This is a genomic window from Rhodococcus sp. WY5, assembly GCF_018588185.1.
Lineage (GTDB): Bacteria > Actinomycetota > Actinomycetes > Mycobacteriales > Mycobacteriaceae > Rhodococcus_F > Rhodococcus_F qingshengii.
Map to the genome: position 1 here is coordinate 3,745,557 of NZ_JAAMPR010000001.1, position 22,839 is coordinate 3,768,395.

At 63.9% G+C, this 22,839-nt stretch carries 22 protein-coding genes and 1 riboswitch; of the genes, 15 read left to right on the forward strand and 7 right to left on the reverse strand.

What is annotated here, in order from left to right; genetic code table 11:
- Positions 1-22: 22 nt before the first annotated feature.
- Positions 23-634: a heme-copper oxidase subunit III gene (locus G4D79_RS17535; protein WP_007730060.1), complete on the reverse strand. Its 612-nt coding sequence runs from the start codon at positions 632-634 to the stop codon at positions 23-25.
- 127 nt (positions 635-761) lie between these two features.
- On the opposite strand from G4D79_RS17535, the gene G4D79_RS17540 reads away from it, so the two are divergent.
- Together G4D79_RS17540 and trpD are read left to right on the forward strand one after the other, a co-directional pair.
- The gene (locus tag G4D79_RS17540; RefSeq protein WP_054826532.1) at positions 762-1,250 is read left to right on the forward strand and encodes a hypothetical protein; all 489 of its coding nucleotides are present in this window, start codon (positions 762-764) and stop codon (positions 1,248-1,250) included.
- 126 nt (positions 1,251-1,376) lie between these two features.
- Positions 1,377-2,468: an anthranilate phosphoribosyltransferase gene (gene trpD, locus G4D79_RS17545; RefSeq protein WP_214514280.1), complete on the forward strand. Its 1,092-nt coding sequence runs from the start codon at positions 1,377-1,379 to the stop codon at positions 2,466-2,468.
- An 8-nt stretch (positions 2,469-2,476) separates the two neighbouring features.
- Here trpD and G4D79_RS17550 read toward each other — a convergent pair whose 3' ends face one another.
- Both G4D79_RS17550 and G4D79_RS17555 read right to left on the reverse strand, forming a co-directional pair.
- Positions 2,477-2,752 carry an Lrp/AsnC family transcriptional regulator gene (locus G4D79_RS17550; protein ID WP_003941677.1) on the reverse strand — a complete coding sequence of 92 codons (276 nt, stop codon included), beginning with the start codon at positions 2,750-2,752 and terminating at the stop codon, positions 2,477-2,479.
- A gap of 78 nt (positions 2,753-2,830) precedes the next feature.
- Entirely contained in the window at positions 2,831-4,513 is a 1,683-nt protein-coding gene (locus G4D79_RS17555) for a DEDD exonuclease domain-containing protein (protein WP_250887874.1), read from the reverse strand.
- 599 nt (positions 4,514-5,112) lie between these two features.
- A riboswitch (cyclic di-AMP (ydaO/yuaA leader) is annotated at positions 5,113-5,291 on the forward strand.
- A 14-nt stretch (positions 5,292-5,305) separates the two neighbouring features.
- On the opposite strand from G4D79_RS17555, the gene G4D79_RS17560 reads away from it, so the two are divergent.
- The 4 genes from G4D79_RS17560 (at position 5,306) to G4D79_RS17575 (ending at position 9,879) form a co-directional block, all read left to right on the forward strand.
- Positions 5,306-5,863: a C40 family peptidase gene (locus tag G4D79_RS17560; protein ID WP_003941754.1), complete on the forward strand. Its 558-nt coding sequence runs from the start codon at positions 5,306-5,308 to the stop codon at positions 5,861-5,863.
- Between the two features lie 324 nt (positions 5,864-6,187).
- On the forward strand, positions 6,188-7,240 hold the full coding sequence (locus G4D79_RS17565; RefSeq protein WP_099697645.1) for a C40 family peptidase: 1,053 nt from the start codon (positions 6,188-6,190) through the stop codon (positions 7,238-7,240).
- Positions 7,241-7,314: 74 nt separating this feature from the next.
- Positions 7,315-8,673, forward strand: a complete 1,359-nt coding sequence (locus G4D79_RS17570; RefSeq protein WP_223304499.1) for a peptidase MA family metallohydrolase — start codon at positions 7,315-7,317, stop codon at positions 8,671-8,673.
- 78 nt (positions 8,674-8,751) lie between these two features.
- Entirely contained in the window at positions 8,752-9,879 is a 1,128-nt protein-coding gene (locus G4D79_RS17575; protein ID WP_003941734.1) for a glycosyltransferase family 4 protein, read from the forward strand.
- A gap of 96 nt (positions 9,880-9,975) precedes the next feature.
- Here the strand turns inward: G4D79_RS17575 and G4D79_RS17580 are convergent, their stop codons facing one another.
- A complete protein-coding gene (locus G4D79_RS17580) occupies positions 9,976-11,787 on the reverse strand; it encodes a long-chain fatty acid--CoA ligase (protein ID WP_047887999.1) in 1,812 nt (603 codons plus the stop codon).
- Positions 11,788-11,946: 159 nt separating this feature from the next.
- Here G4D79_RS17580 and G4D79_RS17585 point away from each other — a divergent pair, with 159 nt between their 5' ends.
- The 8 genes from G4D79_RS17585 (at position 11,947) to G4D79_RS17620 (ending at position 18,577) form a co-directional block, all read left to right on the forward strand.
- Positions 11,947-12,333, forward strand: a complete 387-nt coding sequence (locus tag G4D79_RS17585; RefSeq protein WP_003941776.1) for a hypothetical protein — start codon at positions 11,947-11,949, stop codon at positions 12,331-12,333.
- 63 nt (positions 12,334-12,396) lie between these two features.
- Entirely contained in the window at positions 12,397-12,834 is a 438-nt protein-coding gene (locus G4D79_RS17590; protein ID WP_003941701.1) for an SRPBCC family protein, read from the forward strand.
- Positions 12,835-14,085, forward strand: a complete 1,251-nt coding sequence (locus G4D79_RS17595) for an ArsA family ATPase (RefSeq protein WP_099697646.1) — start codon at positions 12,835-12,837, stop codon at positions 14,083-14,085.
- Positions 14,082-14,477 (forward strand): hypothetical protein, encoded by a 396-nt coding sequence (locus G4D79_RS17600; RefSeq protein WP_042453569.1) that lies wholly within the window; start codon positions 14,082-14,084, stop codon positions 14,475-14,477. Before G4D79_RS17595 ends, G4D79_RS17600 begins: the two co-directional genes overlap by 4 nt.
- 124 nt (positions 14,478-14,601) lie before the next feature.
- The gene (locus tag G4D79_RS17605) at positions 14,602-15,642 is read left to right on the forward strand and encodes an ROK family protein (protein WP_020969875.1); all 1,041 of its coding nucleotides are present in this window, start codon (positions 14,602-14,604) and stop codon (positions 15,640-15,642) included.
- Positions 15,643-15,736: 94 nt separating this feature from the next.
- Positions 15,737-16,543, forward strand: a complete 807-nt coding sequence (locus G4D79_RS17610) for a 1-acyl-sn-glycerol-3-phosphate acyltransferase (protein ID WP_003941692.1) — start codon at positions 15,737-15,739, stop codon at positions 16,541-16,543.
- A gap of 66 nt (positions 16,544-16,609) precedes the next feature.
- Complete coding sequence (locus G4D79_RS17615) at positions 16,610-17,101, forward strand: polyadenylate-specific 3'-exoribonuclease AS (RefSeq protein WP_003941683.1); 492 nt, start codon at positions 16,610-16,612, stop codon at positions 17,099-17,101.
- Between the two features lie 90 nt (positions 17,102-17,191).
- Complete coding sequence (locus G4D79_RS17620; protein ID WP_007730070.1) at positions 17,192-18,577, forward strand: class II 3-deoxy-7-phosphoheptulonate synthase; 1,386 nt, start codon at positions 17,192-17,194, stop codon at positions 18,575-18,577.
- Positions 18,578-18,660: 83 nt separating this feature from the next.
- Here G4D79_RS17620 and G4D79_RS17625 read toward each other — a convergent pair whose 3' ends face one another.
- Together G4D79_RS17625 and pknB are read right to left on the reverse strand one after the other, a co-directional pair.
- On the reverse strand, positions 18,661-19,089 hold the full coding sequence (locus G4D79_RS17625; protein WP_003941706.1) for a protein-tyrosine phosphatase family protein: 429 nt from the start codon (positions 19,087-19,089) through the stop codon (positions 18,661-18,663).
- Between the two features lie 27 nt (positions 19,090-19,116).
- Positions 19,117-21,180, reverse strand: coding sequence for a Stk1 family PASTA domain-containing Ser/Thr kinase (pknB, locus tag G4D79_RS17630; RefSeq protein ID WP_003941667.1), 2,064 nt, complete (start codon positions 21,178-21,180; stop codon positions 19,117-19,119).
- A gap of 319 nt (positions 21,181-21,499) precedes the next feature.
- Between pknB and G4D79_RS17635 the strand changes: the two genes are divergently transcribed.
- Positions 21,500-21,868, forward strand: a complete 369-nt coding sequence (locus G4D79_RS17635) for an Rv2175c family DNA-binding protein (protein WP_020969869.1) — start codon at positions 21,500-21,502, stop codon at positions 21,866-21,868.
- Positions 21,869-21,888: 20 nt separating this feature from the next.
- Here the strand turns inward: G4D79_RS17635 and G4D79_RS17640 are convergent, their stop codons facing one another.
- On the reverse strand, positions 21,889-22,833 hold the full coding sequence (locus tag G4D79_RS17640; protein ID WP_064075442.1) for a phytoene/squalene synthase family protein: 945 nt from the start codon (positions 22,831-22,833) through the stop codon (positions 21,889-21,891).
- Positions 22,834-22,839: the final 6 nt, after the last annotated feature.

Here is a 22,839-nt window from a genome sequence, read left to right on the forward strand (position 1 = left end):
GCTGCCTGGGGCGTACAGCTGATTAACGGATGAAATAAATCGTGGCAAACAGCGCGATCCACACGATGTCGACAAAGTGCCAGTAGTACGAAACAACGATCGCGGCGGTGGCCTGGGCGGGCGTGAACTTGCTGACCCGGGTACGTGCGATCAAGAAGACGAAGGCGATGAGACCGCCGATGACGTGCAGACCGTGGAAGCCGGTGGTCATGTAGAACACCGAGCCGTACACGCTGCTCGAAATCGTGGTGCCCTCGTGCACGAGGTGGTAGTACTCGTAACCCTGGCCGGCGACGAAGAACGCCCCCATGACCAAGGTGATGGTGTACCAGCGACGAAGTCCGAAGACGTCGCCACGCTCAGCCGCGAAGACACCCATCTGGCAGGTGAACGAAGATGCGATAAGCACCAAGGTCACCGGCACGGCCAGATAAAGGTTCAATTCGGTTGGCTCCGGCGGCCAATTTCCGTTCGCCTGAGCTCGTGCCACGAAGTACATGGCAAAGAGCCCTGCGAAGAACATGAGCTCACTTGACAACCACACGATGGTGCCAACGCTGACCATATTCGGCCGGTTCAGCGAGTGCACGCGTTGGGTGATTGCCGATCCTGAAGTCCCTACTGCGCTCGTCACAGACAGAAGTATGACGCTTCGTCGTAAGAGACGACCACTCGGGTCCACCATCGGCGCGTCGCTCGGCTCGAGTTCGCGGGATCGGGCGGCGAACGCGCTGGTGGCGTGGTCGGAATATGCTGGCGCGATGGCAGCTACACACAAGAGTAGACCGTGGTTCCTGAGAATTTTCGGCACGAAGATTCCGACACCGCTCGATGCAGGGCGGTCGGATCTGGTCGTCGTTGCCGAAGGCTTCGACGACGCCGAGGCGAGCTCGACGGCTCTCGAACGTGCCGCCTCCACCGAGCCGGAGTTCAGGGCGGAGTCCGAAGTGGTTCTGCGGCATCATCTCGACCTCCCGGAGGGCTCGGTAGCCGATGCCGAGAGCATCGTCGCCCAGGACGGATATGTGCGAGGCTCGAGTCGGCCCGAGGACGTGACTCCGGTGGTCGAGAATTCGGTTCGCGTCGTCTTCGAGCGTGTCCAGGTGCTTGACGCCCTGCATTGCTCCCAGGAGCGGTCACGAATGGCCGGTCTGGCGCAGCGACTCGGTGGTTCGGTCGCCGGGTGGGACGCGCTCCAGCCCCCGATACTTGCGGAGGCGCCGCCCAAACGCGGTCGCAGAAAGTCCTGAGCGGCCCTATTCGGTTTCCTCCTTACCTCACTGACTAGGCTGCGAGGGTCATCGGCAGCACAAAATGGCAGCGCGAAACGACAGCTCGAAATCCAGCCCACTTGAACGACAGGGGACCAAGGCACTATGGCCGGCACCGACGCATCCAACGCCGTGAACGTCGATTCGAGTGCAGTGGTGCGGTCCTGGCCGTTGATTCTCGGTTTGCTCACGGACGGCAGTGACTTGTCGGAAGCCGACAGTCGCTGGGCGATGGGCGAGATCATGTCGGACAACGCCACCTCCGCTCAGATCGCTGCTTTCGGGGTCGGTCTGAAGATGAAGGGCGAAACCCCCGCGGAGTTGGAAGGGCTCGCCGCCGCGATGCTCGAACACTCCAGGCGCGTGCCGGTCGATTCCGACGTCGTCGACATCGTCGGCACGGGTGGTGACCGCTCCAACACGGTGAACATCTCGACGATGGCCTCGATCGTGGTTGCCGCGTCCGGTGTGCGAGTTGTCAAGCACGGCAACCGCGCTGCTTCGTCCAAGAGCGGTGGCGCCGACGTGCTCGAGGCGCTCGGCGTTCGCATCAACCTCGGGCCGGAGCAGGTTGCGAGGTGCGTCGAAGAGGTCGGCATCGGCTTTTGTTTCGCGCCGGTCTTCCATCCCGCACTGCGCTTTGCGGCGGTGCCTCGCAAGGAAATCGGCATTCCGACGGCATTCAACGTGCTCGGTCCACTGACCAATCCGGCTCGTCCGCGTGCCGGGCTGATCGGGTGCGCATTTCCGAAACTGATCTCGGTCGTCGCGGGAGTCCTTGCGCAGCGCGGCAATTCGGCGTTGGTGGTACGGGGAGACGACGGACTGGACGAACTGACCACATCGACGACGTCGACAGTTCACATCGTCGGGGGTGGAAGTGTGCGAACTGTCACGCTGGATCCGCGTGACCTCGGAATCGAACGCGTTCCTCTCGAAGAGTTGCGTGGAGGCGACGCCGAAATCAACGCCACCGTCGCCAGAACGCTGCTTTCCGGGCAGAAGGGGCCGGTCCGGGACGCGGTCCTGCTGAACGCGGGAGCAGCCATCGCGGCATTCAACGGTGTCGGCGACGATCTCGAGAGTGCGATCTCTGCCGGGATGACTGCAGCCGCTGCCGCGATCGACAGCGGCGCGGGCGCTGAACTGCTTCACAAGTGGGCGGCGCTCACCGCCGAGCTGGCCGACCAAGCCTGATCGAGGGGCTATTCACCCAGCGAGAAACCGGCCTCGACGTCTGCGCTGGAGAATGACTGGAACGCAATGTGTGTGGCGGTTCGGAGAACGCCGGGCACCTTGTTGATTCCTCCGGTGACCACGTCGGCGATCTGGGCGTGGTCACGCACTTTCACGATGGCGATCAAATCGACGTCACCTGCGCACGAGTAGACCTCGGTCACTCCGGACAGGTCGGCGACGGCCTGCGCGGTTTCCGGGATCCGAGCGGACTCGGCGTGAATCATGACGATGGCGTTGATCATTTCTCTCCTCGATTTCCCTGCGGGTTGTGATGACCCGGTGGTTTCGATCGAGCTTAGGGGTGCCGCCCCGCCGTTACGTCATCGATGTTCGGATTCGGTTCCGGCTCGGGCGAGTCGGCACCAGGCTTCCCACTTGCCGGCACCGCTCACAGGTTCGACGTATCCGGATGTCGCCGACACGATTCGGACACCGTCCGACGAGAGCCACCTTGCGATCAGTCCCAGTTCTTCGGGTGACGCGCCGCGGAACGGGGCGTCGTCCGGTAGGACGGTTTCGGCCGCCGCGGTGATGGCGTCGACGACGGGCATCGGGTGAGTCCCACGTCTGGCGAGCCCGGCGGACGCGAGACGCCCGGACCGGATCACCGACAGCTCCCAGCCGCCGTCTCCGGTGGGGCGGGCGAGAACGAGTTGTTCGATCGCCGCGACTGCAGCGAGTCGCTGAGTGCGCCGCACTGCGGTGGCGACTGCGACCGTTCGGTCACGCAGACGAGCAGCATTCTCGAACAACGCGTGTGCGGACAGCTCGTCGATCCGGGCCTGCATCTGTTGGAGGGGAGCGTCGTTGGTTCCTCGGAAGAATCCACGCACGGCCTCAGGGGCGGCCGCGTAGTCCTCTGCGTTGATTTCCGGGGTCCAGGAGGCTGGACACGCCCCCAGTTCGCGAGCGGGGCAGTCAGGGCCGTGAACGGCGCCGCGTCCGAGACGCTTGGTACACGTGCGCAGACGACTGAACTCTGCGACGGTGTCGGCGACGTCGACTGCGTCGCCGCGAGAGGTGAACGGGCCGATCGAATCGGCCGTGGGCGTGCGAACCACGGACAGTCTCGGAAACGCCTCGTCGGTGAGGGTGATCCACCAACCTCGCTTGGGAAACTTGGAGCGACGGTTGTACGGCGGCGCATGCGCGCTCAGCAGTCGTAGTTCACGCACCCCGGCCTCGAGAGCGTGCGCGCAGTCGACATGGTCCACGCGGGTGGCCAGCGCGACCATTTCCTTCATCCGGCCGCGGGTCTCCGAACCGGTGAAGTAGTTGCGGACGCGGCGTCGAAGGTCGGTAGCAGTTCCTATGTAGAGGGCTTCGTCGGAAGGACCGCGGAAAAGGTAGACACCGGGGCTTCGCGGCAGGTTTGCGGCGAAGGACCGTTTGGCCCGTTGATGCGAGGAAATGTTGGGCAGGTAGTCGACTAGTTCGCTGTAACTGTGGACACCCTGGTTTCCGACCCTGTCGATCAGTCCGTGGAGGACGTCGACGGTCGCACGCGCGTCGTCGAGAGCCCGGTGCGTCGGCTGGGTGGTCACTTGGAAGAGATGGGCGAGTGCGGAGAGCTTCACCGAAGGTGCCTCGTCGCGTGTGAGTACGCGCCGGGCGAGTTTGACGGTGCACAGGACACGGAACGCGGGCCACGGGCGCGCGCTGCGTGACGCCGCTGCTTTGAGGAAACCGATGTCGAACGGCGCGTTGTGTGCCACCAGCACCGCGCCCTCGGCGAACTCGAGAAATGCAGGCAGGACACGTTCGATGGGAGGTGCGCCGATCAGCATGGCCGTGGTGATTCCGGTCAGTTCGACTATGTAGGGCGGAATCGACCGGCCGGGGTCGACGAGTGTTGCCATTTCGCCCAGTACCTCGCCGCCGCGGATCTTGACGGCGCCGATCTCGGTGATGGAGTCCTGGTCGGCGCTGCCCCCTGTGGTCTCGAGGTCGACGACGACAAATGTTGTCTCGCTCAGCGGTGTGTCCAGTTCGTCGAAGCTCAGTTGCCGCCCGACGTCGAACTTCTCCCCGTCGGAGAACGGGGGCGGAGACGGAAATTCTCGGGCCGAGGCGGGACTCACACCGCAGACAGTAGAAGTACCCCCCGACACGAATTCGAGAGTGCAGACACGGAATCCGACCCGCACGGACTTCCATTGCGAAATCGGTGGATGAACGCCCGACAAAAGTAGGAGAGACGAGGATCACACTTGCGGTGGGAACTCGCGAATGTGGACGCGCGCCTACTTGTGAGTAGGGCGAGTCGAGGGGTCTTCGGTGCGTCTGTCGATGGCTGAAACCGCGTCCGTGACCGGAACAGGTTCTAGTTTCAAGTAATCATCGTTGAACTGCATGGAAGATCGGATTGTCGGGTTTGGTGAGCCTTGGCAGTGGGTAGCGGGCGCGTGTTTGACGGCCTGGAGTGGGTCGCCGAACCGACCTGTTGTTATCTCCCCGTGACCCGTCGGGCGTATCGCGGGCGCGGCACCACGATTTCCGGCGAATCGGGCGCGATTGTCACGAAGCGGTCGACATCGTCGCGATCATTTCGTAACCTTCCTGAGACCTAACGAAGTCTTGCCGGACCAAACAGGACCGGCATCGTCAGGAACCGCCTAATCGGGATCTCCGCGAGGAACCCGAACCGGGAACCCAAGTTTCCACTGGGGTGAATCCCGCCTGGGGTGCAGCACGCAGGATCGCTGCAGACCACGCGGGTAGGGCTGATCTTCCCAGCCCGAACCCGTCAGCTAACTCGGTCGGCGGATGAATGGAAGAAATGGAGCACCCCTTAAGTGGCGTCACAGAGTTTCAAGCGTTCAGCGCAGTTGGCAGTAGCCGGCGCGCTCGCAGTCGGAGCATTCGCTGCAACCGCTGCACCTGCCTCGGCAGACCCCATCACCATCCCCGGCGTCGGCACATTCGAGGTTCCGGGCGTTTCTATTCCTCAGTTGCCGGTCATTCCGGGCATCACCGACATCGCACCGGCTGCACCGGCCGCTCCCATCTCCAGTGTTGGTGAGCAGGCAGTTCGCGCCGCAGAGAGCAAGCTGGGCTCCCCGTACGTGTACGGCGCAGCCGGCCCGGACGCATTCGACTGCTCCGGTCTCGTTCAGTGGGCATACAAGCAGGCCGGTCTCAACCTGCCTCGCACGAGCTACGACCAGGCTGCAGCCGGCGTTGCCGTCGCACAGTCCGATCTTCAGGTCGGCGACGTGATCTCCTTCTACGGCGGATCGCATTCGGGCATCTACGCCGGTAACGGCAATGTCATCCACGCGTCGACCGCTGGTCAGCCCGTGAAGCTCGCTCCGGTGTCCTCGATGCCGTACGACGGCGCTCGCCGTTACTGATTTCTGAACACGCTCGACGGCTGTCTCCGGTAGGCAGTCGGAACGATCCGCCGCTGTGATGCGGCGGAGCTCGGGGGAGCTCCGGATCTTCGAATGTGGGCCTCGAATCTTCGATTCGGGGCCCACATTTTCGTTTCGCGACAATTCGCCCGGTACTTCACCCCGACACGCCTACCGGCGAGTAGACACAAACGTATGCCGTTCCGTAACCTTATCGAGACATTGCGCGGCCGAGACAGGTACTGTGGATAGTTGACAGCCAGCTAACAGATCGTCGACCGGTCCCGGTCGACGTCGCTTCACCGAGACGGAGAGTTGCATTCCGTGGTTTCATCGAAAAACAACAGTCGAGTACGGGCCGCATTGACAGTGGGAGTGCTGGCGTTCGGACTCGTTGCAGGGCCTTCGATGCAGGCCGGTGCCGACCCCGTCATCACCAACCCCACCGAGGCGCTCGACAAGCTCGGTGAACTCTCCCGGGTTTCCGAGCAGACCAACGAAGCGCTGCACAACGCGCAGATCGACCTCGACGCGAAGCTGGCAGTCGCGAATGATGCGGACGTGCGATCGGCAGCCGATCAGGGTCTTCTCGACGCGGCTTCGGTGCGCGTCGCCGAGTTCGCTCCGGCGGTAAACCGTATTGCCACAGCGAATTACCAGGGTGCGCGAACCAATCGCCTCTTTGCGTTGATGGTGAGCGACTCGCCGCAGCAGTTGCTCGACCAGATGTCTGCGCTCGACGTGATTTCCAACGACGCGGCAGTACAGGTCTCTCAGTTCAACCAAGCCACTGCCGATGCGCGTGCCGCCTCGGAAGCATCGAAGCGATCGGCCGAAGAAGCGCGAACCGCCGCCGATCAAGCCCGCGCACTCAGTGACGATTTGCAGCGTAAGCAGAGTGAACTGCAGACGCAGATCGCCGACGTGACCAAAGCCTTCCAGAATCTCACCGACGACGAACGTAACCAACTGAGCGGTACGCCTTTCCCGCCGGACGTCGATCTCAGCAAAATTCTGGCTAACTTGACCCCTGGCTCGGGTGCTGCTGCTCTGCAGGCAGGCCTCACGCGGATCGGTGACCCGTACGTCTGGGGCGCGACCGGCCCGAACGAGTTCGACTGCTCAGGTCTGGTGGTGTGGGCCTACAAGCAGATCGGAAAGACTCTGCCGCGATCGAGCCAAGCGCAGGCGCAGGGCGGTGTACCGGTGTCGAGGGACCAACTACAGCCCGGCGACGTCGTGACTTTCTACAGCGACAACTCGCATGTCGGCATCTACGCCGGCGACGGAAACATTCTGCATGCGTCGACGTTCGGCGTACCGGTGAAGGTCCAGTCGATGGCAGGCATGGAGTTCTCCACTGCGCGTCGTTACTGACGGCTTGCTGCGCCCGAGCGGCGTGTGGCCAGCCGCCGTGAAGCGTCGAGTCGAGTTCTCCTACACTCGGCACCGTGCCGACTGAACCGATGACGACGCCCGACGTCGGCGCAGATCGACCACGCCGTTGGGAGTATCCGGCCCTCGTGGCGCTCGGTGTAGCCGTGGTGCTCGTTCTGGGCCTGACGATCTTCCTGACGAACAGGTCCGATTCCGACGAGAATGCCGCCGCCGAACAGGACGCGGAACGCAGCGCTCAAGTCCAGAGCTTTCTCGATGCATGGGCCGCGGCTCAGATGTCCGACGATCCGTCGGGGTTGGCGAAGTTCGTCGACAGTGCCGCCGCACCCGGTGTGCTCGAGGCGGAAGTTCGACGAGCCACTGCTGCGGGAGCGCTTGAATTCTCCGACTGGGGATACGAGATTCCCAGCGGCGGCCTGACTCCGGCGCCGCGAACCGGTGCGCCGGGCGGAGACGTCGAAGTATGGAATGCGCAAGTTTTGTTGCGGTACGCCCTCGACGGCGTCGACGCATTGCCCACGCGCAAGGCAGTGTCCATGACGCTCGCGAAACGCGGCGATCAGTGGTCGGTTCTTGCGGACGGGTCGATCGTCGGACTGGACGGCGCCCGAACGGCGGGCGAATCCTGGAACGGCCCCTGGGACTTCGGCCCGCTTGCCGTCGCCGAGAATTCTGCGGGTAACGCGCTGGTGATCGGCCACCCGGGTCAGCAGGCGTTCGTCGACGCTTTGGCTGCCGATGTGGACTCAGCCATCGAGAACACGACGCAGTTGTGGGGGCCGTGGTGGTCCGAGCGCGCGGTGCTCATGGTGGCGGGGTCCGCTGAGGAATTCACCGCACTGGTCGGCTCCCATCACGACGGCGCTTCGATTGCTGCAGTGTCGGTCGCGGATGCGACGGCGGACGGGTCTTCCGACGTGAGTGGCCAGCGGGTGGTCTTCTCGCCTGCCGCGGCTTCGAGGTTGACCGACATCACCAGGCGAACGGTGTTGCGCCACGAACTGATGCACATAGCCGCCCGATCGAAAACCCGTGACGGGTCGCCGATGTGGGTATTGGAAGGGTTTGCCGAATACGCGGGAAACCGTGGATCCTCGCGGGCCTGGGGTGAGATCGCGCCGACTCTGGCGGCAGCGGTACGCTCCGGCGATACTCCGACCGAGTTTCCGGACGACACGCAGTTCAGCGGTGTACCGGTCGTGAGTTCACTGGCGTACGAATCGGCGTGGTCGATCAACGCGTATATCGCCGATCGATTCGGAGAAGCAAAGCTGACCGACCTCTTTCGCGCTCTCGCCTCCGGAAAGATGACGGCCGAAGACCTCGATTCGCGGATCCGAGCGGTCGTTGGCGTCGGAACCGAGGAACTGCGAGCCGGATGGGTCGACTGGACCAACAGCCATCTGGGCTGAGTAGTTCGCGGCTGGGTCGATTGCAGCGGTGAGGTGCCCTTCGCACGTTTGAAGCACCGAGTGCCCTACGGTGGACGGATGCGCCGGACCCTCTTGGTGACCAACGATTTTCCTCCTCGCCCCGGAGGTATCCAGTCCTATCTCCACACGTTCGCCGGGCATCTGCCGCCGGACAAGTTGGTGGTGTACGCACCGCGCTGGCGGGGCGACTCGCACAAGAAGTTCGATGCGGCACAGCCTTTCGAGGTCGTTCGGCACCCGACGACGCTGATGCTGCCGTCGCCTTTTGTCGCTCGTCGAGCCGCGAAGTTGGTCAAGAAGCACGACTGCGAGTCGGTCTGGTTCGGTGCGGCAGCGCCGTTGGCGTTGTTGGCGCCGGTTGTTCGACGTGCCGGAGCGAGCCGAGTGATCGCGAGTACTCACGGCCACGAGGTCGGATGGTCGATGATTCCCGGTGCGCGGCAGTCGTTGCGTGTGATCGGTGACCACACCGATGCGGTGACGTTCGTCAGCAAATACACCCGTGGGCGGTTCTCGGCGGCCTTCGGCCCGCAAGCGGCGCTCGAGCACCTTCCTTCCGGAGTGGACACGTCAGTGTTCCACCCGGACTCGGTCGCCCGCGCGGAACTGCGTAAGCGATACGGGCTGGGCGAGCGGCCCACGATCCTGTGCCTGTCGCGGCTCGTGCCACGCAAGGGGCAGGACATGCTCATCAAGGCGCTGCCGACCGTACGCAAGAGCATTGACGGGGCGGTACTGGTGATCGTCGGAGGTGGGCCGTACGAGGACCATCTCCGCCAATTGGCGCGTAAGACCGGGATGGACGATCACGTCGTCTTCACGGGCACGGTGCCCGCCGCAGAGTTGGCGGCGCACCACACGATCGCCGACGTGTTCGCCATGCCGTGCCGTACCCGAGGCGCCGGATTGGACGTCGAAGGACTGGGAATCGTCTACCTCGAGGCCTCGGCTACCGGTGTGCCGGTCATCGCCGGGCGCAGCGGTGGCGCTCCGGAAACGGTGCAGCAGAACAAGACCGGGCTCGTGGTCGACGGCACCTCTGTTCGCGACGTCGCCGAATCCGTGATCGAGGTGCTGTCCGATCGTGATCGCGCGGCCGCGATGGGAGCAGCCGGCCGGGCATGGGTTGCCGAAGACTGGAAGTGGGACACGCTCGCTTCGAAACTGCGTAATCTCCTCGGCTGAGCAAACGGGACTCGAACGCGAACGGCCCGCACCGAATTCGGTGCGGGCCGTTCATGTCGGCACGTTCGTGTCGGCAGAGGACTGATCGGCGAAAGACTACTTGGCGTAGATCTTTTCGATGTCGGCGGCAAAGCTCTCGTGCACGACGTTGCGCTTGAGCTTCATCGTGGGCGTGAGTTCGCCTGTGTCCTCGGAGAAGTCGACCGGAAGAATGCGGAACTTCTTGATCGCCTCGGCGTGTGAGACGAGCTTGTTGGCCTCGTCGATGGCGTCCTGGATTTCGCCGACCAGTTCGCCGTCCGAAACCAGGTCGGCCGCTGTGGTTCCTGCGGCCTTGTTGTTGCGCTCGTTCCAGGCGGGGAGAGCTTCGGCGTCGATGGTGATGAGGGCGCCGATGAAAGGCTTCTGGTCGCCGACCACGATGGCCTGGCTGATCAGCGGGTGCGCGCGAAGGGAATCCTCGAGCTGAGCGGGGGAGACGTTCTTGCCGCCTGCCGTGACGATGATTTCCTTCTTGCGGCCGGTGATGGTGATGTAGCCGTCCTTGTCGACGGTGCCGAGGTCGCCGGTGTGGAACCAGCCGTTCTCGATCGACTCGGCGGTGGCCTTCTCGTTGCGCCAGTAGCCGGTGAAGACCACCGGTCCCGAGAGGAGGATTTCGCCGTCTTCTGCGATACGAACGGAGTTGCCGGCCAACGGCTTTCCGACAGAGCCGACCTTCTGTGCGCCGATGGTGTTGACGGCGAAGGCCGCGGTGGTTTCGGTCAGTCCGTAGCCCTCGTAGATCGTGACGCCGATACCGCGGAAGAAGTGGCCGAGTCGAGCGCCCAGAGGTGCACCACCGGAAATGGCCAGCTGGCACTGCCCGCCGAGCGCTGCGCGCAGCTTCGAGTACACGAGCTTGTCGAAGAGAGCGTGCTTGGCCTTGAGAACGATGCCGGCGCCGCCCTTGTCCTGCGCCTCGCTCCACGCGACGGCGGTGTCTGCGGCCGCGTCGAAGATCTTTCCCTTGCCGTCGCCGTGCGCCTTGGCGCGTGCGCTGTTGTAGACCTTCTCGAACACGCGCGGCACCGAGAGGATGAAGTCGGGCTTGAACTCGCCGAACGTCGGAACGAGGTTCGGGATGTCACTCGTGTGCCCCAGCGCTGCACCGGCGTCGAACGACGCGATGCTGACTGCGCGAGCGAGAACGTGCGCGAGCGGCAAGAACATCAGCGTGCGGACGCCAGGAGTCTTGAGCAGCGTGCCGAGGTTGGAGTCGAGGATGCCCTTCGACTCGGCAATCAGGTTGGAGTGCGTCAGCTGGCAGCCCTTGGGTCGGCCCGTGGTGCCCGACGTGTAGATCAGGGTCGCGGGATCGGATGCCTTCAGTGCCGCGACGCGGGCGTGGACGTCCTCGTCGGAGATGTCGGCGCCCAGTGCGGTCAATTCCTCGACGACACCCTTACCGCCCGCCGCGGCATCGATCTGGTAGACCGTGCGCAGCGCGGGGGCGGCTGCAGCGACGTCCTTCACGGTCGCGGCGTGAGTGTCGTTCTCGACGATGAGGTCGATTGCTTCGGAGTCCTCGAGAATCCAGCGAACCTGCTCGGCTGCGGAGGTTTCGTAGATCGGAACCGTCACGCCACCGGCTGCCCAGATGGCGTAGTCGACGAGCGGCCATTCGAAACGCGTCGCCGACATGAGGCCGACGCGGTCGCCCTGCTTGACGCCGATCGCGATGAGGCCCTTGGCGACGGCAGTCACCTGAGCGGCGAAATCGCCTGCAGTGACATCGACCCATGCATTTCCGACTTTGCGCTTGTAGACAACCGCCGCCGGCTTCGTCTTCGCGAAGGCGAAGACCGAGTCGACCGCGGAGGCATCCTCGGGAATGGTGAACGTCTGGGGTGCGCTGAACTCAGGCACGAAATACCTCCGACACTGCGAAATACTGACGAGTAGGGTTTTCGTCTCCTACTGTAGTCGCATGTCCGACGCAGTTGTGGCCAGGCTTACAGTCTGTCCGGTATGTAGTGTTGCGACACCCCTCGACGCTTCGCGGACGCGATATGTGAAGCTACTTCGGTGAGCAGCATTCAGGTCGCAGACCAGACTTTCATCGCCGCCCCGCCCGAGCGGGTCGCCGAACTGTTGTCCTCGCGCGCGCAGTGGCGTCGCTGGTTCAGTGATCTCGAGCTCGAAGTCCGGGAAGATCGCGGTCCCGCAGGATTCCGTTGGGGAGTGTCAGGTCAGCTGGTCGGCACCATGGAGGTGTGGCTCGAACCGGTCATGGACGGGACGATCGCGCACTACTTCCTGCACTGTGAGCCGGTCGGCGTATCGCCGTCCGATCTGGCGACCCTCGACCTCGCCGGGATGAACCGCAAGCGTCGGGTCGATGGCAAGGTCATGTCGTTCCAGCTCAAACGCGAACTCGAAGCGGGACGTGCCGCCGGAGTAGCACCGGACTGATAATCGAAGCACTGCACGTTGTGCAGGTTCTGGAGTTTTGACGAAGGAAGGTAGCGCAGTCGTATGGCCGAGAAGACCAAGGGGTTGATCAGCATCGACGCTCCTGCCGACGCCGTGATGGACGTCATCGCCGATTTCGAGCGGTACCCCGAGTGGGTGGCCGCGGCGAAGTCCGTCGAGGTGACGGCGCCGGGACAGGGCGGCCGCGCGGACCGAGTACGTTTCGTCCTCGACGCGGGGATGGTGAAGGACACCTACGAACTGCAGTATTCGTGGGCACCGGACGGTATGGCGGTTAGTTGGGAGCTGATCTCGGGCGAGATTCAGAAGTCCCAATTCGGTTCGTACACACTCGAGCCCGGCCCGAACGGCACCACGTCGGTCACCTACGAGTTGACGGTCGACCTGACGATTCCGATGATCGGACTGTTCAAGCGCAAGGCCGAGAAGATCATCACCGACACAGCTCTGAAGGAACTGAAGAAGCGAGTCGAGGGCTGAGTGCCGGAGCAACGATCGCGCGTCCAACTGTTCGTCGGTAAAGGCGGAGTAGGCACGACGACGCTTGCCGCAGCGACTGCTGTGTCGGCTGCGACCGATGGGGCGAGAGTGCTGCTCGTGTCGATCGATCAGGCAGGTTCTCTTGCAGACGTCCTGGGCGTGCCGAATCCGCGAACGACCACATCTCTCACCGAGCGTCTCGACGTCCGGCAACTCGACACGTCAGCGCTCCTCGAGGACAAGTTCCGAGGATTGTCGGGGTTGCTCGACGCTGCAGGAACTTTCGGAGCGGGAGATCACGAACACGGTTCGTCGTTCGAGGGCTTGGAACCGGAAGAGTTGACGGGATCCCTGGGCATCCAAGACATCCTCGGGCTCGCCGAGATCGTCGACCTCTCGGACAGCGGCGACTACGACCTCGTGATCGTGGACTGTCCGGCCGCCGCCGAAGCGCTGCGGATACTCGGCTCGCCGTCGATGGTGTCGGAGTATCTCGAGCGATTGTGGCCGCGGCACAGGCGGATGGTCGCTGTGACAGGTACGGACATGCGGCTGCTCCTGCTCGTGTCCGTCGTCGAACGCGTGCTCGCGTCGGTGGATCGGATCGCGGTTCACCTCTCGGATCGGGAGAACACCGGCGTGCGTGTGGTGACGTCGGCCGACGGCGTGTCGGTCGCGGCGACTCGTCGGACGTTGTCCGGGCTGGCTCTGGCCGGGTTGCGAGTTGACGGGATTGTGGTCAACAACCTTGTCCCGCAGTTCAACTCGTCCGCCGGGAAGGGTGTCGACGATTCACCGGCGGCGCAGTGGCTCGCGTCGATCCGGGCGGCTCAGGCACTCGTCGTGGACGAACTGCGTGGATCAACCGATGGAATGTCCGTCACAACGGTCGAACGCGCTTGCGCCGAACCGGTAGGGTTGGCCGCTCTGGGCGAGATCGCGGCCACGTTCGAGGGTGGAACGGGCACGGATTCGGGCACCGTCGGTACCGCGGACAACATCGTGGTGTCGTTGGAGTCCGGGACCGGAGTCGATTCGGTGTACGTGATGCGGATGTACCTTCCGCTCGTGGATCCGTCGTCGTTGTCGTTGGGCCGGGTGGAGGACGATGTGCTGGTGGGAGCAGACGGCGTACGACGCAGAGTTCGTTTGGCGTCGGTGCTGCGTCGTTGTGTCGTGAACGGGGCGGAGTTGGACGGCAGTTACCTGATCATCCGGTTCAGCCCGGATCCCGCGGTGTGGCCGGTATGAGCGAAGAGCACGAGCGCCTCGTCGCGGAGTTTCGCGCGCTGGCGGAAACCGTTCTGACGCGCCTGGAACCGGTGCTGCAGAAGGCCGCAGCAGCGACGGCAGACGTTGCGAGTGACTCGGCGTCCACGGACACGCAGCCGGTGTTCACCGGCTGCAGCTGGTGCCCGGTGTGCGCCCTCGCCGCACTGGTTCGCGGTGAGCACCACGAACTGTTGGCATTCCTCGCGGGTCAAGCAGCAGCATTCCTTGCGTTGCTTCGTGAGATTCTCGACGAGTTTCTCGGGGGGCCGTCAGGTCCCGATCGTGGACCGGACGGCGGTCCGACGACGCCAGGTGCGGAGCGAACTCGCACGGCGGCATTTGTCCCGATCAACGTGACGGTCAAGGACTGACTCAGTACCCCGGGTAGAGCGAACGGCCCGAGATGAGCACAATCGACACAATGGTCACCGACGCACGAGGCACCGATTCAGGGTGCGCACTCCAGCGGACGCCGCTCGCGCGGGAATCGTCGCGATGAGCGCGCGCCGCTTGAAAGCGGTCTCCGACTCCACCATGGACGACATCTTGACGGTCGGCATCGACGTCGGCGGGACGAGTATCAGGGCCTCCGTCGTGGACGTCGACGGACAAGTGCTCGAGATGATTCAAGCCCCGACCCCGCAGTCGGCCAGGGCACTCGAAGACGGTCTCGATCGCGTCGTGCGCGAATTGGTCACCAGGCACGAGGTATCGGCCGTGGGGTTGGCGGTCGCCGGCTTCATCACCTCCGATCGAAGCTCGGTTCGGTTCGCTCCGCACTTGCCATGGGTGGACGCGCCGGTCGGAAGTGACTTGAGCAAGCGGCTCGGCTTGCCGGTCGTTCTCGAACACGACGCCAATGCAGCGGCGTTCGCGGAGCACCGATTCGGCGCGGCCGCAGGTGGCCGCAATGTCGTGATGGTGGCAATCGGGACCGGAATCGGTGGAGCGCTGCTGATCAACGGTGAGCTGTACCGGGGGAGTCACGGCGTCGCCCCCGAACTGGGCCACATCCAGGTCGTTCCGGGCGGGCGTCAGTGCGCGTGTGGCAAACGTGGGTGTTGGGAGCGCTATTGCAGCGGAACGGCGCTCGTCGACACGGCAATCGAACTGCTTGCCGCCGACCCGGCCGCGTCGACGGTCCTGGCGCGTGAGGTTGCGGTGGATCCTGGTTCGCTCACCGGTCGCCGGATCGCCAACGCCGCGCAGGACGGTGACCCACTCGCGCTGGCAACGATCGCCGAGTTCACCCGTTGGCTGGCCGTGGGTCTGGCCATGGTCGGTGACGTCTACGATCCCGATCTGGTCGTGATCGCCGGCGGCGTCGCGAGTTCTGCCCCACTGTTTCTCGACGACGCCCGCGAGCAGTACGCGACATTGTTGACCGGGGCGAAGCACCGCCCACTGGCCCGCATCCGTTCCGCTCAGCTGGGCGAAGCTGCGGGCATGGTCGGCGCCGCCGCATTGGCCCGATCGGTAGTGCCTCAGGATCTCGGTGGGGTCGACGGCGCTGGAACCACGTCTGCCGGACTGTGATCGGGTCGATCCTGCAGGGGCGTGTGTAGCGGGGGTTACCGGTCGGCAGTAAGGTCGTACTCAGCGAAATTCAGCTGTGAATGGGAGGGACGCCGTGTGGTATTGGCTCTTCAAGTATGTGTTGCTGGGGCCGATTCTCTGGCTGCTCGGGCGTCCGACGGTCAAGGGTCACGAGAACATTCCGACTGACGGGGCGGCCATTCTGGCCAGCAATCACCAGGCGGTTCTGGACTCGTTCTACCTTCCGCTTCGCGTCAACCGCCGCATCACGTTCCTTGCCAAGAGTGAGTACTTCACCGGTTCCGGTCTGAAGGGCGCTTTCCAGAAGTGGTTCTTCACCGCGGTCGGTCAGGTCCCCATCGACCGAACCGGTGCAGACGCGGCGCAGGATGCACTCAACGCCGGTCTCAAGGTCCTCGGTTCGGGCAGCCTGCTGGGTATCTACCCCGAGGGGACGCGCTCGCCTGACGGTCGCCTCTACAAGGGCAAGACCGGAATGGCGCGCCTCGCACTTGAATCGGGCGTCAAGGTGATCCCGGTAGCGATGGTCGGCACCGACAAGATGAATCCGATCGGCTCACGGATGTGGCGTCCCGCCAAGGTCACCGTGATCGTCGGCGAACCCATCGATTTCTCCCGCTTCGAAGGCATGGGTGGAAACCGCTTCGTCGAGCGCGCTGTGACCGACGAGGTGATGTACAAGCTGATGAAACTCTCCGGCCAGGAGTACGTGGACATCTACGCGGCGAGCCTCAAGAACCAGGCGCCCACGAAACCCGAAGCTGCCGTCGACGTTCCGGCGGAAGGCGGCGAGTCGGTTGTCGATCTCGTGGCCTCGGCCGAGTCGAAGGAATCCGCGAAGTCCGACAAGGATTCGCTCCCGGACGCACAAGCCAGCTAGAGATTTCCCACACCGGCCGCACGCGCATTGGCTCCAGAGCCTGCGCGTGCGGCATAGTTTTCGGACGTGCGCTACTTCTACGACTGTGAATTCATCGAAGACGGTCGAACCATCGATCTCGTGTCCATCGGCGTTGTCTGTGAGGACGGCCGAGAGTATTACGCTGTCTCGACGGAGTTCGATCCCGCCCGTGCCGGTAGTTGGGTGCGCAAGAACGTGCTGCCGAAGTTGCCGCAGCCTTCGTCGCCGCTGTGGAAATCACGCGAGAAGATCCGCGACGATCTTCTGAAATTCTTCGTTCCGCGGCCGATGGTGGTTCCGGAGCTCTGGGCGTGGGTCGCCGCCTACGACCACGTCGCGCTGTGCCAGTTGTGGGGCGATATGACCGAACTACCGCAGTCGATGCCGCGGTACACCCGCGAACTCCGACAGTTCTGGGAAGACAACGGCAGTCCTGCCCTCCCGTCGGCGCCCGCCGACGCACACGACGCACTTGCCGACGCCAGGCACAACCTCGTGAAGTTCGACGCCATTTCGGCTGCACGGTCACTTCGCTGACCCCGGTTTCGGTGCGCGGGAAGTGTTCCGATTGGGCTGCGATCGAGAGCCTGTGTGACGCGCCGACGAGCGAGCGAATATCCTGTAGAGGTGAACTGGACTGTCGACGTGCCGATCGACCGCTTGCCCGAACTCCCGCCGCTGCCTGCCGGACTGCGTAAGCAGCTCGACGAGGCGCTCGCGAAGCCCGCTGCTCAGCAGCCCTCGTGGCCCGCTGACCAGGCGGCCGCCATGCGGACTGTGCTCGAGAGCGTGCCTCCCATCACGGTGGCCAGCGAAGTCGAGGCGCTGCAAGAGCGTCTCGCGCAGGTCGCGCGTGGTGAGGCATTTCTGCTCCAGGGCGGTGACTGCGCCGAGACCTTCGCGGACAACACCGAGCCGCACATCAAGGGAAACATCCGCACGTTGCTGCAGATGGCCGTCGTGCTCACCTACGGTTCCTCGATGCCGGTCGTCAAGGTCGCTCGCATCGCCGGCCAGTACGCCAAACCGCGCTCGGCCGACATCGACTCGTTGGGTCTGAAGTCCTACCGCGGCGACATGATCAACTCGCTCGTCGCCGACGAGGCAGTCCGCGCCCACGATCCTTCGCGACTGGTGCGTGCATACGCCAACGCCAGCGCCGCGATGAACCTGGTTCGCGCACTCACCGGCGCCGGCATGGCCGACCTGCACAAGGTGCACGATTGGAACCGCGAATTCGTCGCAGCGTCTCCCGCGGGCGCACGCTACGAGCAACTGGCAGCCGAGATCGACCGCGGCCTGCAGTTCATGAACGCGTGTGGCGTCACCGATCCGAGCCTGCACCAGGCACAGATCTTTGCCAGCCACGAGGCCCTGGTTCTCGACTACGAGCGCGCGATGCTGCGTCTCGACAACGACAGCGATCACCCCAAGCTCTACGACCTGTCGGCTCACTTCCTCTGGATCGGTGACCGCACTCGTCAGCTCGACGGCGCGCACATCGCCTTCGCCGAGTTGGTGTCCAACCCGATCGGCCTCAAGATCGGCCCGAGCACGACGCCGGAAATGGCGGTGGAATACGTCGAGCGTCTCGACCCCACCAACAAGCCAGGTCGTCTGACTCTGATCTCGCGCATGGGCAACGGCAAGGTCCGCGACCTGCTGCCGGCGATCATCGAGAAGGTCCAAGCCACCGGTCACCAGGTCATCTGGCAGTGCGATCCGATGCACGGCAACACCCACGAAGCCTCCACCGGGTACAAGACGCGCCACTTCGACCGCATCGTCGACGAGGTCCAGGGATTCTTCGAGGTCCACAACGGTCTCGGCACGCATCCGGGTGGCATCCACGTCGAGCTGACCGGTGAGAACGTCACCGAGTGCCTCGGCGGCGCGCAGGACATCTCCGACCTCGATCTCGGCGGTCGCTACGAGACGGCGTGCGACCCCCGATTGAACACCCAACAGTCGTTGGAACTCGCGTTCCTCGTGGCCGAGATGCTGCGAGGCTGAAACCTTGCTTCGCCGAAGCTGATTCGCGCCGGCATAGATTTTCGGCAACCGCCCTCACCCGCTCGCGCAGGTGGGGGCGTTCGCTATTGCGTGAATCGTGTGACGAATCGGCGCTGCCAGGGCATTTCGACGGCGCGAGGTGAGTAACGTGCGCGAACGTACGCGGTGGCGTCCTTACTGGGCACTCCGTCCATGACGGCAAGAGCGGCCAACGCTGTTCCGGTGCGGCCGTATCCACCACCACAAGCGATCTCGACTCTTTCGGTTTCCGAGCGCACCCACACTTCGTGCAAGGCCCTGCGCAGCGCATCGGGATCGCTCGGCAACCAGAAATCTCGCCAGCGGACCCACTCCGACTCCCATTCGGTGTCGGGAGGTTCTTTGCCGGTCAGATAGACGCCGAAGGTGGGGAGAGGTCCGGAAGGAAGTGGATTGCGGAGTCCTCGACCCCGAATCGATCTCCCCGACGGCAAGTCGAGTATCCCAATGCTCTCGGGTTCCCACGTGGCCATGAATTCAGATTAGGCCGAAGCGGACTGTCAGGGAATTGCGACGACGCTGATGTCGGTGCCCTTGGCAACGAGGTCGTTCTTGACGCTCTGGCTGATGATGACCGAGCTGTCGTTCTGGGTGAGCTGACGCACGGTGATCTCGAGGCCGAGGCGGCCGAGTTCTTCGCGTGCTGAGGAGACGGAGCGGCCGATCAGCGAGGGAACCTTGACGGAATCGGAGATGAGGAGAACCACGGAGGTGCCGGCGTTGACGGAGGACCCGACTGCGGGATCGGTGCCGATCACGCTACCGCCCTCGACGGCGTCGTCGAACGTTGTTCTGGTGGTGCTGACTGAGATGCCTACCTTGTCGAGGGCGGCGCGCGCAGCGTTCTCGGACATGCCCTTCACATCGGGAATGTCTACGGGCGGTGACCCTTTGGACGTGATGACCTTGACCGAGGAGCCCACGGCAACTTCGGTTCCCGGTGCCGGGTCGAGCGCGGCCACGCCGCCGATCGGGATCTTGGAGCTGAATGTGTCCCCGCCGTCGACCGCGACGAGAGTGCGGTCGGCGAGTTGTGCGCCCAGGGCCGAGACGTCGCCGCCGGCCGGAATGGGCGGGACAGTCGGACGCCCGAGCGAAGTCAGTAACGCCACGGTCGAGCCTTTGGTAACCCTCGAGCCGGAGGCCGGGTCCGTCCCGATCACCGTGTCGATGGGTTGGGCGTCGGAGTACTGACCCTGGACGTCGGGGGAGAGCCCGGCGTCCTGCAGAGCGGTGACCGCAGTGTCCTTGGTCAGCCCGTCGATCGAGGGAACGGCTGTATAGCGGCCAGATCCCATCCACCATCCGCCGAAGCCCAACGCGAGCGCGAGGACCGCGATGACGAGCAGCCAGATCAGGGTGGCTCGTCGCGATTTACGACGTGCCTCGACAAAATGAGCATGCGGATCGTCGTGCCCCGGGTGGTCGTCGCCGAAATCGGAACCGTCGTCGAAATCCGAGTCACCGTCGACCGTCGCCGGACGAGCAGTTTGTGCGGTGACCGCGCGAGTGTGCTGGATACCGCCAGGGGGAGGAGAGCCCGTGCCGAGCGCCGTGGTGGCTGCCACAGCCGGGGCCACGCCGGACGCCAATACCGTCGTGGCAGCAGGGTTCGGGCGCGCAGCAGAGTTCGGGTGTACCTCCGTGGGAGGCGCGGGCGCCGGTTGTGGCCGGGCCGGGGCAACTTGCGCGCTCTGGTGCTGGGCGCTTCGACGCGGAGCGGGAACGCGGTATGACGGAAGTTCCAGTTGCTCGCTCACACTGCGAAGTGCAGCTGCCATCTCACCGGCGTCGGCGAAACGATGTGCGGGCTCGCGGTGAGTGGCTTCGGCAACCAGACGATCGAACTGCGCCGGTACACCGGGGATACGTGAACCTGGGCGCGGGACATCGTCGTGGATGCGTTGGTAGGCGATGGAGAGTGACGTATCGCCGGTGAACGGTGTTGTACCGGTGAGAAGTTCGAACATCAACACACCGGTCGAGTAGACGTCGCTTCGAGTGTCGGCAATTCCTGACGTCACCTGTTCCGGCGACAGATAGGCCGCGGTGCCGAGGATCACGCTGTTGGAGGTGGTGGTTGCTGCCGCAGCTGCACGCACCAATCCGAAGTCGGCGATCTTCACTTCGCCGGTGTCCGAGATCAAGATGTTCTCGGGTTTGACGTCACGGTGAACCAGTCCCGCTCGATGCGCCACCGCCAACGCGTCCAGGACAGGTGCCACGACTGCAGCGACTGCGTGTGGCGGCATCGGTCCGCGCTCACGAAGGAGTTCACGCAAGGTTCCACCGTCGACGAGTTCCATCACGAGGAACACGTGATTGCGATCGCTGCCTTGGTCGTAGACGGCCACAAGGGCCGGATGCTTGAGTCGGGCCACGGCCCGGGCCTCGAACTCGAAACGAGTCAGGAACGCTGGATCGCCGGCGAATTGCGGGTCCATCACCTTGATCGCGACAGGTCGATCCAACCGTGTATCGAGGCCTCGATACACGGTCGACATACCGCCGCGCGCGATCGGTGCGTCCACTCGATAGCGGCGCTCGAGCATTTCGCCGATCAACCCTCGACCTCCGTAATGACTGTTCCTCCGTGCTTGCGATCTGCGTGCTTGTGATCTGTCTGCTTGCGGTCTGGGTGGTAGCTGTCAGCAATGTGGGTGGTTGTATACCGCGTACCGGTTCCCGCAGTGAGGGCACCGATTCACATCCACCGCGAAATCCCGGTTACTGATACGCCGCATCCCGTCCATCGTAGCCAGCGATACCGACGCGGAAGTCTCGAGAACGTCACAGAGCGCTGTGACCTGAGCGGAGCGGCAGTTTCGAGCACTGCACCGGGCGGTACACAGCGGGCTCGCCGGACCGGATAAACTTCTCGCGGTGAGCGCGATTCCTTATTGTGATGATGTCCTGGATTCTTCGGTTTCCCTGTTCCAGCTGGTGGATGTGGCGAAGAACGTCGGGTTGCCGGTGAGCAAGGTTCACCAGTTGCTTCGCGATCACAAGATCATCGCAGTCAAGCGGCATGGCGTTCTCGGTGTCCCCGAAGTGTTCTTCGGCGAGGACGGCCAGATCGTCAAGTGGCTGCCCGGTCTGCTGGCGGTGCTGCACGACGGCGGTTACACCGACATCGAAATCCTCCGTTGGTTGTTCCTGGCCGACGATTCCCTGCCGGGGCGCCCGGTGGACGCACTGCATGGTGATCTCGCGCGTGAGGTCATCCGCCGCGCACAGGCCATGGCTTTCTGAGCTGCCGGCCTTCTGACAACTCACCGCATGCGGTTTTTCGCCGCGTAGGTTGCCGACCGGACCAGACCCGGCGCAGCGACTCGAAGTCGCGTGCGTCCTGGAACGGACACACGTCGATGCAGTATCCGGAAGTCGGCGCGCTCGACCTGATCGAGAATTGCTCCGTACAACACGAAAGCCGTGCGGATCGACGGCTGGACCCGTCGGTCGAGCATCGGGATGCCGGATTCGGCGGTCCGATACCGCCCCCGCGTCACGGCGATGAAGTGCGCCAGCGCGCGCTTGACCCGAACGTCCACCGTTTCGGTTCTTCGCCCATGTTCGAGCATCTCGATGTCGACCCCGAATGCGGCGAACTCGCCCGCCGGTAGATACAGACGTCCCCGGTCGAGGTCTTCACCGACGTCGCGGATGAAGTTGGTCAGCTGAAACGCCTCACCGAGATTCGACGCGGGCACTACCGCTTCCTGCTGCGGAACGCTCACTCCGAGAATCGGGAGCATCTGCAAACCGATGACGACGGCAGAGCCGTACATGTACTCGCTGAGTTCGTCCATCGTGTTGTAAACGGGTCGAAACTTCGCCGTGTCGGGGGCGTCCATCCGCATGGACTCGAAGAAGGCGTCGAAATATGCGCGCGGGATGTCGAACGTCTTCACAGCATCCGCGAAGGCCGGGAGTACGCGTGTCAGGTCGAGGGGAACCGTCGACGGGAAGCCACCTGTCGCAGTGGGGTTGTCGAGTGCGTTGACGGCTGCACGTTCGACGTCGGCGAGCACCGTGCCTCGTTCATGCGGACCCGAGGGTTCGTCCACGATGTCGTCGACGACGCGAGCAAATGCGTAGAGCGCGTGAACTGCGCGGCGTCGAGGTACGGGCAACAACCGGGTGGCCAGAAAGTACGTTCGGCCGTGTTCCCTCGTCACGCCCTCGCAGAATTCATAGGACGCAGGCAGTGCGTTCATGACACG

What these genes read in the sequence shown, in the direction of transcription:
- G4D79_RS17540 (WP_054826532.1), top strand. Translation starts at nt 762, where the DNA reads ATGGCAGCTACACACAAGAGTAGACCGTGGTTCCTGAGAATTTTCGGC.
- trpD (WP_214514280.1), top strand. Translation starts at nt 1,377, where the DNA reads ATGGCCGGCACCGACGCATCCAACGCCGTGAACGTCGATTCGAGTGCA.
- G4D79_RS17550 (WP_003941677.1), bottom strand. Translation starts at nt 2,752, where the DNA reads ATGATCAACGCCATCGTCATGATTCACGCCGAGTCCGCTCGGATCCCG.
- G4D79_RS17575 (WP_003941734.1), top strand. Translation starts at nt 8,752, where the DNA reads ATGCGCCGGACCCTCTTGGTGACCAACGATTTTCCTCCTCGCCCCGGA.
- G4D79_RS17590 (WP_003941701.1), top strand. Translation starts at nt 12,397, where the DNA reads ATGGCCGAGAAGACCAAGGGGTTGATCAGCATCGACGCTCCTGCCGAC.
- G4D79_RS17600 (WP_042453569.1), top strand. Translation starts at nt 14,082, where the DNA reads ATGAGCGAAGAGCACGAGCGCCTCGTCGCGGAGTTTCGCGCGCTGGCG.
- G4D79_RS17605 (WP_020969875.1), top strand. Translation starts at nt 14,602, where the DNA reads ATGAGCGCGCGCCGCTTGAAAGCGGTCTCCGACTCCACCATGGACGAC.
- G4D79_RS17625 (WP_003941706.1), bottom strand. Translation starts at nt 19,089, where the DNA reads ATGGCCACGTGGGAACCCGAGAGCATTGGGATACTCGACTTGCCGTCG.
- G4D79_RS17640 (WP_064075442.1), bottom strand. Translation starts at nt 22,833, where the DNA reads ATGAACGCACTGCCTGCGTCCTATGAATTCTGCGAGGGCGTGACGAGG.